General features: G+C 42.8%; 5 protein-coding genes. 4 read left to right on the top strand and 1 reads right to left on the bottom strand.

The window, feature by feature from the left end; translation table 11 throughout:
• The first annotated feature begins 338 nt into the window (after positions 1 to 338).
• Positions 339 to 1,772, top strand: coding sequence for a hypothetical protein (locus F6J99_RS36835; RefSeq protein WP_293120682.1), 1,434 nt, complete (start codon positions 339 to 341; stop codon positions 1,770 to 1,772).
• Positions 1,773 to 1,821: 49 nt separating this feature from the next.
• Positions 1,822 to 2,217 (top strand): hypothetical protein, encoded by a 396-nt coding sequence (locus F6J99_RS36830; RefSeq protein WP_293120680.1) that lies wholly within the window; start codon positions 1,822 to 1,824, stop codon positions 2,215 to 2,217.
• Here F6J99_RS36830 and F6J99_RS36825 read toward each other — a convergent pair.
• Complete coding sequence (locus F6J99_RS36825; protein WP_293120678.1) at positions 2,214 to 5,849, bottom strand: NB-ARC domain-containing protein; 3,636 nt, start codon at positions 5,847 to 5,849, stop codon at positions 2,214 to 2,216. The two genes, F6J99_RS36830 and F6J99_RS36825, sit on opposite strands and share 4 nt — an antisense overlap.
• A gap of 752 nt (positions 5,850 to 6,601) precedes the next feature.
• Here F6J99_RS36825 and F6J99_RS36820 point away from each other — a divergent pair.
• Positions 6,602 to 7,138, top strand: a complete 537-nt coding sequence (locus F6J99_RS36820) for a helix-turn-helix transcriptional regulator (RefSeq protein ID WP_293120676.1) — start codon at positions 6,602 to 6,604, stop codon at positions 7,136 to 7,138.
• Positions 7,139 to 7,330: 192 nt separating this feature from the next.
• Positions 7,331 to 7,807 (top strand): helix-turn-helix domain-containing protein, encoded by a 477-nt coding sequence (locus F6J99_RS36815; protein ID WP_293120674.1) that lies wholly within the window; start codon positions 7,331 to 7,333, stop codon positions 7,805 to 7,807.
• Positions 7,808 to 8,409: the final 602 nt, after the last annotated feature.

Below are 8,409 nucleotides of genomic sequence, written 5' to 3'. Positions count from 1 at the left end.
TGGGAGATGGGGAGATGGGGAGATGGGGAGATGGGGAGATGGGGAGATGGGGAGATCGGGGAATAAAATTGAATGTAGCTCGTAAGTAGGATCAACCCTAGACTCATAAATTTGGTATGATTAGTTCCTGGGAGTTTCCTTAACTAACCGTGCTAACTAGTCAATCCAATTAACGTTAACTAAAGTACAACGGTTTTCATATTACAGCGTTTTTCATAACTATTAGGTACATAGTATTTTTTCCCTGTTACCTGCTCCCTGCTCCCTACTCCCTACTCCCTACTCCCTGCTTCCTAAAAGAATAATTTGTACCTCACCCAATTTAACAGAGTGCTATAGTGAGCGATCTAATCTTTCCAACTCTCGATTTATTTTTATATGACTTACGAGATGCTCTCAACCTCACTGAAGCTGAGAAGCAAGAAAAGCAAGCTAAGTTCCGAGCTAAACTCCCAGCAGATAGTCAATTCTCTGATCCTGATCTAGAAACCAAATATTTAGAACTACTCCCTAGGCAAAAGTACTATGACTTTACGACAGCAAACAATACCCTAGAAGGGTACTACTACCCTGTCCGCTTAAATGATACCTATGGCTTGCAAATTGATTGTTCCATTAACAATCAAACTGACCCCCAAACCTCTGACTGTTTTGCCAGACTCAGAGCCGAAATTGAATGGAGATTACAAGGTGAAAGGGCGATCCTAGGGCAAACTTGGATGCTTTCTGGATGGTTACCGAAAACGTCGAGCAAAAGCTACGAATACATTGCTCAATCCTGTTATCATGTTTTCCAGACAGCGGCGAATTGGTCACAAGATTTACAAGGAGTATCAACACCCGAAAGTTCGACCAAACAGGAGAAAAATATTGCCAAATCTGGTGATAATGTTTTCGAGAAAGGGGCGAATTGGTCACAAGATTTACATGGAAAAGGCAGCTTATTTGGTGGTGAAGTTTTTGATATGTGGCGATATCAACCCCTGAATCAGGTCAACTGCCATGTAATCATTATGCTCTTTTCTGACCAAGAAAGTATGGAAAAGGCAGCGGAATTGTATACGGATTGGATGGGTCTGTTTAGTTATAGAAACAAAATTTTATGGGCTTACAGCCAAAGTCGCTTAATAAAAAAATCCTTGGTAGATTTATATAAGCAGGCTGAAGAAAATCAGAGACTTATCAGTGACCAAAACTATTCTGGGTTTAGGGAGCAAACCATAGCCGCAAAACTGGATGCGATTCAAAAGTCTTTGCAGAACTATACCCTGGATTTGCCTAAACTAAATTTTCAAAACCAAATTATCGAAATTAATTTATTCAATTATCAAACTCGTTTAGACATCATCAACCAAAAATGCCAAGAATTAGGTGCCGATAATAATCTGAAGTTTTTAGAAACGTTTAGTAAAGAGGTAAAGGAAAATTACCTATTGCAGGTTACTAAAGACTATGATATAATGGAGGTTGCCTTAAGGTTGCTAGAGACGAGGCTCAATGCCATTCGTAGTCAAATTGAGCTGGAAAAAGCAGAACGCGATCGCAACTTCCAGACTCTAGTAACGGTAGTTGGTGCTGGCACAGCGGTTACGGCTTTAGTGGATTTTGAAGGGAAGCAGTGTCAGAATGTATCCAAGCTGATCCCACCCATGGAGAAGAGCTGTGACAACCCTTTGATCAATAGTGTGATAGTACCAGTTGGGCTAATCGTGATCTTTGGAGTAATTGCTTTGTGCTTGAAAAAAATCTTATCAGGTATTAGGTTGGGTTGAACTGAGCTCTTGCACCATTGTTTAATCCTTTGGTGGGCAGTGCTTACCAATGCTATGGCTACTCAGTGAATCTCACGGATGCACTGCCCACCCTACATCTGTTCCCGACTTTTGGTGGGCAGTGCTGACCAATGGGCTCGGCTACTCAGTGAATCTCACGGATGCACTGCCCACCCTACATCTGTTCCTGTCGGAAAATCATCAAGAATTTCCACCGATTACCGACCCATCTCCCGCTCTTCCCCTCCTGGTCGGGGTGTCGGGTGGGTTCCGATTAGCCATTACCGATTACCCATTCCCCATCACCCATTACCCATTACCCATTACCGATTACCCATTACCTATTACCTATCTCCAAAGTAAAAAACCTACCCCTGTGAGCATCTCTACATCTCCCGACTCCCGACTCCCGATTCCCGACTCCCGACTTCTGCAACAAGTCTAATCAACTGCTCCCAACGCTTTCAGGGACGTCATCGTTGCTTTTGTTAAACCAGTAACACCAGCTATATTCATCCCCTCATAGGGTCTAGGCACTCTCAGGGTTTTGATACATTGACCCGTGTCGATATCCCAAAACTTAATTGTGCCATCATTGCTGCTACTGGCCAGCATTAAACCATCTCGACTGAAAGTAACAGACCATACCACATTAGTATGGCCATGGAGAGTTTTTAAACATTCACCTGTCTCAACATCCCAGAGCTTACAGGTTTTATCATAACTACCACTAGCGATTAGTTTACTATTAGGGCTGAAAGCCACTGAGCGTAAGCGATGGGTGTGTCCCCGCAACGTGTTGAGACATTCACCAGTGCCAACATCCCAGAGCCTTAGAGTGTGGTCTTCACAGCCACTAGCGAGAATTCTGCCATTTCCACTAAACACAACGGACTTGATTATATTCCGGTGTCCCTGCAAAGTACTCAAACAGTCACCGGTGTCAACATCCCAGAGTTTAACGGTTTTGTCTTCACTGCCACTAGCAATAATTGTGCCATCTGGACTGAAAGCCACTGACCAGATCAAATCTGTGTGTCCTAATAAGGTCTGGAAACACTCACCGGTGCTAATATCCCAGACTCTTACCCTATCGTCATTATGACCACTGGCTAAGATAGCTCCATTGGGACTAAAAGCCACTGAAAGTACCCACTTGGGTCCGTGGAAGGTATTGAGGCATTCACCAGTGCTAATATCCCAGAGTCTTAGGGTTTGGTCTTTAGAGCCACTGACTAGGATTATACCATCTCGACTGAAAGCAACAGAAAATATCAAATTGGTATGTCCTCGTAAGGTATCGAGGCATTCACCGGTACGAACATCCCAAAGTCTGACGGTTTGGTCTTCACTGCCACTGGCGAGGGTTGTCCCATCTGGACTGAAAGCAATAGACCATACGCCATTGGTATATCCTCGAAAGGTGTTGAGGCATTGACCAGTGTTAATATTCCATAGCCTTACGGTTTGGTCATCACTACCACTTGCTAAGGTTACGCCATCTGGACTGAAAGCCAATGACCATACACCATTAGTATGTCCGTACAACTTATTGAGGCATTCACCGGTGCTAAGATTCCATAGCCTTACGGTTTTATCATCACTACTACTGGCGAGAGTGCTGCCATCTTTACTAAAGCCAATTGACCGTATGCTTTTTGTATGTCCCCGCAGAATCTCAAGGCATTCACCGGTGCTAAGATTCCATAGCCTTACGGTTTTGTCATCACTACTACTGGCGAGGGTGGTGCCATCGGGGCTGAAAGCCACTGACCTGACCTGCTGAGAGTGTCCTTGTAAGGTGCTGAGGCATTCACCTGTATCAGAGTCCCAGAGTTTGATAGTTTTATCTTCACTGCCACTAGCGAGAATGGCACCATTGGGACTACAAGCTACGGCTCTTACGGTCTGGGAGTGCTCTGACAAGATGTTCAAGCATTCACCGCTACTAACATCCCAGATTCTAACGGTGTTATCGCCACTGCCACTAGCAACAATTGTGCCATCTCCACTGAAAGCAATTGACCATATTCTACTCCTATGTCCTCGCAAGGTGTGGAGGCATTGACTGGTAGCAATATCCCAGAGCCTGACGGTTTGATCTTCACAGCTACTAGCCAAAATCTGAGTCTGTTCACTGTTACCATCATCTAGCCTAGTAAAGGCCAAAGACCATACCCAACTGGTGTGTCCCTTCAAGGTTAAGTGGTATTGACTATCAGCAATTTGCCACAGATGAATCTTGCCCATGCTATCACCTGCAGCCAAAAGCTGGCTATCGGGGCTAAATGCTACTGACAAAATACTACCAAAAGGTTGAGTAAAAACTGATTTAGCGATGGTAGAATTAGCGAAGTTTACATCTAGCAACTCTACCCCCTGAAGGTAAGCTTGCCAAATAGTGAGATTAGAAAAATCATAACCCCTTAAATCAGTTTTAAGTTGGCATAGCAGATTAAGGATATTACCGGGTGCATAGCCTACCCTTCGCCCCAATTTTTCTCTTATCTTTGAAAGACTAAAATTTAGGGTTTCTTCCAGAGAAACTTGACTACTAAAACTAGCGATTATCCGGTCGATTACTGGTTTGAGTAGCAGACGGGATTGAGCTTCCCGAATGTACTGTTTTGCCAAAGCCTTTAGCAAACAATGAGAATTAAATAGAGCTATTTTATCGGTTAGTATTTCCTGACTAACCTGCTCAATGACTTTCTCAGTCATGAACTCGATCAGCACAGGTTGCAGGGTAAAGCCTGCTGAACTTTTTTCCAAAGGTAAACGTCTTTGCAGAGATTGCAGTGTTACTGGTAACTGTTGTTTAGCGACTGGTGAGAGGATATCTTCTCGGAGTTGGCCAAGGGAAACAGCTTCCCGATTAATTGCCAACCAGTACAGAATGTCCTGTTCGTGGTCTGACAAATGCTCAAAGTGCCAGGTTAACACTTCACGAAAGTCATCGAAGACTGGTTTTCCTTCTGTTAAAAATTCGCCAATATTCCCCAAAAATACTTCATCAATATGCTTGGCAACAATTTCTAGGGATAAAGGATTACCGTTGTAAAACTCAATCAGTTCTTGCCATTGCTGATCTGAACCAGAGAACGATGCAATGGAATTAAAGATTTTTTGGCCATCTGAAACATCAAAACCGTTTAATTCCAGACAACGAACCGGTCGTGTTTTGCCTTCAAGTCTGGCAATGGCGTGGGGCTTCTCTCGGCTGGTGATCAACAAGCAGCTTTGATGGGAGACTTCTCCAATTTGTCGGAACAGTTGCTCATACTGCTCATATCCCTCTCGATATTGCCCAGGCTTGTCACCACCTTGTAGAATTGATTCCACATTATCCAGGATTAGCAAACAGCGATGCTCACGCAAATAGTGAAGTAGTCGTGATAGTTGAGCATCTAGGGTGTCTGGTAAATCGCTTTCTACCTGGTTGGAGAGAAATTTGATCAGCTCTTCGAGAATTTTGATAATGGGAGGAGCATTAAGTAGCGATCGCCAAATCACATACTCAAACTCATCCTGAATGCCATGGGCTAGCTTGAGGGACTGATCAGTTTTGCCAATTCCACCCTTACCTAGCTTCAAGGAGAGTCCAGTTTTGCCAATTCCACCCATTCCTAGAATTGCCACCACTCGGCAACGATCCTGGAGAATCCATTGCACTAAGGTAGCTAATTCTTCGGTACGTCCAAAGAAAACTGGCACATCCGGCGCTGCTGACCAATCTACTCGATTTGAGGGGATTTTACTGGTTGTCTTCTGGATTGAGGACTTAGGGAGGCTGTTCTCAATCACATATTCCCAGTTAAGTCCTAAAACTTGGCAAAATACCTGGAAAACTTGGGCATTAATCGGTTTTCCTTGCAAGAAGCGTTTCCAAGTAGCTAGGGAGACACCAGGAGCATAGATTTCTTGCAACCCATACTCCGAGGATGCCCAGTCGATATCTGGATTTAAGATCTTACTCGCCTCGACCAGCCATCTGTGATCCTCTATCGTCCATCCCTTTCGGTTTCGATACTGTTTAATTGTTAGTCTTCCCTGTCGAGACGCTTGTAAAGATGGCAAAATCTCACCTCAGCTATAGGATTTACAAATAGGTCATCAACAATCTTGCTGATGTCTCATAACATCAAAAACTCTTTGGAGCTCTTTCCTACTGTTCCCTGTTCCCTGATCGAAAGTTCCCTGTTTCGACGGGTCTGCTGTTTACATCTCAAATAAAAATGCATACTATATTAGAATCCAACCAATACCTAAGCTCAAGGAAATCGCAGCTAAACTCTGGTAAACGCCCTTAGGCATATTCCAGGTCTAAGAGGCTATTTTAAACCTGTTGGATCCTACTCGTACATACCCCCCTAACCCCCCAAAGCAAGAGGGGTAAGTGGCTCAAAGTCCCTGAGATTTGGGATTATTATGGCTCATGCCAAACATGTGCTACTTCTCAAACATCCTCGCAACACGCGAGAACCTTTGGGAGGCTTTGTCAGTAGACACAGTCCCTTGCGTCAGTAACAAGATCGCCCAACACTTAGGTGCCCTTGACCCATTAAGAATTAAATTCGCTACGGGTCGCACCTCAGGAAACCTCTTCAGAATCCTGTTCACAATTCTTTGCTACTTGATGTGTTAATAATTCAAACTAGAGCCAGCTAAGAGCTCAGGCATATTATACTTTATTTTCCCAATTGTCAAGTGGCAGTTTTGGCTCATCTGTTGTGATCACGAGCTGATCCAAAGCTGAGCCAAAACTGTATCTAGCGCACACTGGACAAATTCGGAATTCTGGATAATGTGTAATTCAGGTTTAAGTAGTCATGGCACAAACAAGGTCAGAACCCCCATTACTGATCCAAGCAATCCTTGAGGGGTTTGTCGATGGTGTGCTGATTCTCACTACTAACCAAGATTGGTTTCATGCCAATGAGTGTGGACGTAGAATGTGTTCTCAAATCACTCAAGGTAGGTCACAGATAAATTCTATCCCTGATCCAATTTGGCGAGTTTGCGAATCATTAATTGATAGTCGTGAGTGGTTTTGCGATCGCAAACTAATTATCGAAGCTGAAATTAAAGTAGATAAGTCAGTTAACTTTCGGGTTAGGGTTAGATGGTTAACCTTAGAATTATCCCCAGAACCTTACCTGTTAGTCACCCTAGAAGATCAAAGTCAATCTTCTCAAAATTCCGCTAGCACTGATGCGCTCAAATATGGGTTAACGCCTCGCGAACAGGAAATTTGGTCACTTAAAAAAGCCAACTTGACTTACAGAGAAATTGCCCAGCAGCTATTTATCAGCATCAATACGGTTAAGAAGCACTTAAAAAATATTTACGCTAAACAAAAATACTGATTTTTTTGCCAACTATAGCCTTCAGTGTTTAATTGTTTGGGTATTTTAGGGTTTTATAAAGAAAATAATGATCGATGATGATTGATTTTAATTCATAATTACTATTCAGTATAGTAACGATCATCCTATAACCCAATCTAACAAATTTGAAATTATTTAAAAAAAATCAAACCTATTGAGTAAACAAAATCTATGTCAAATCAAGAAAATCAAAAAAATAAAGAGTTAAATGAGTGGATTAAGAGGAATCCAGATTCAAGAGAATTAAAAAGAGCGCTGGCTGTAAAATTTGTCATAGATGGCTGGAACTATCAATCAATATCCGAAGCTTTAAATGTATCAAAAAGCTTTATTAGTAAATGGAAGAAACGATTTAATACAGCGGGAATAGAAGGATTAAAATTATCTTATAAAGGGGGAAAGGGCTATTTGAATAAAAAAGAAAAACAAGAAGTTATTGATTGGCTACAAAAACAATCTGACTGGAGTTTATATGACTTGAAATTTTATTTAGTTGATAAATATGATGTAAGTTTCAAGTCTCTAAGTAGTTATTATTACTTGCTAGCAGAAGCCAAGAATAATTTACAAAAAACAAAAAAAAATTATCCTGATAAAGAAAAACTATTGGATAACTTGCTGCATTGCTTGGGTGCATCTCATATTTGAAAATCTTGCTAGTGGTGCTTTAGGGGGACTCTCATTTTCCGCTCAAGCGCCAGGGTTTGGATAGTCCGCCCCGGATGCTGAAGCGCGAAACATTACTTAACACGCTTGTAATAGGTAATGGGTAATAGGTAATAGGTCTGAGGTGGCACAGGCCAATAGCCCTGGTTGACTGACTTGAGTACATGGGGTAGGTTGGGTTGAGGCAACGGAAGCTGTAGGCGTTACTTGACAAAACATGCTTATTGACAAGGTATTCCGTTATAAGCCCTGAAAATGTCTAAAGTTTTATAACGCGATTAACGGCATACTCACCACGGCTGATGTTAACTTATATATATTTCGCGCTTCAGCATCGCCCCGTAACGCACCACTGTGTCAAACAGCAAAAGCGATCCAGCGCGGTCTTGGGGAGGCAGCGCCGCCAAAGGGGGTTCCCCCGGAGACGAAACCTGATTACGTTGAGCCTTTATGGTTGGTCGGCTATGCAGAAAAGGGGTAAAACTTATTGATTAGCGTGATTTGCGCGGTCTTGGGGGTTTCCCCCATGAGCGACTGCATCAAGACAAGGCGAGCCTGTCTTACGGTAACTTCTAACCATGAGC

Origin of the sequence: Moorena sp. SIO4G3, from assembly GCF_010692305.1 — a bacterium.
In the GTDB taxonomy this organism is placed as follows: Bacteria; Cyanobacteriota; Cyanobacteriia; order Cyanobacteriales; family Coleofasciculaceae; genus Moorena; species Moorena producens_A.
The sequence above is the reverse complement of the archived record's forward strand: the minus strand, read 5'-3'. Positions and strand labels throughout refer to the sequence as shown.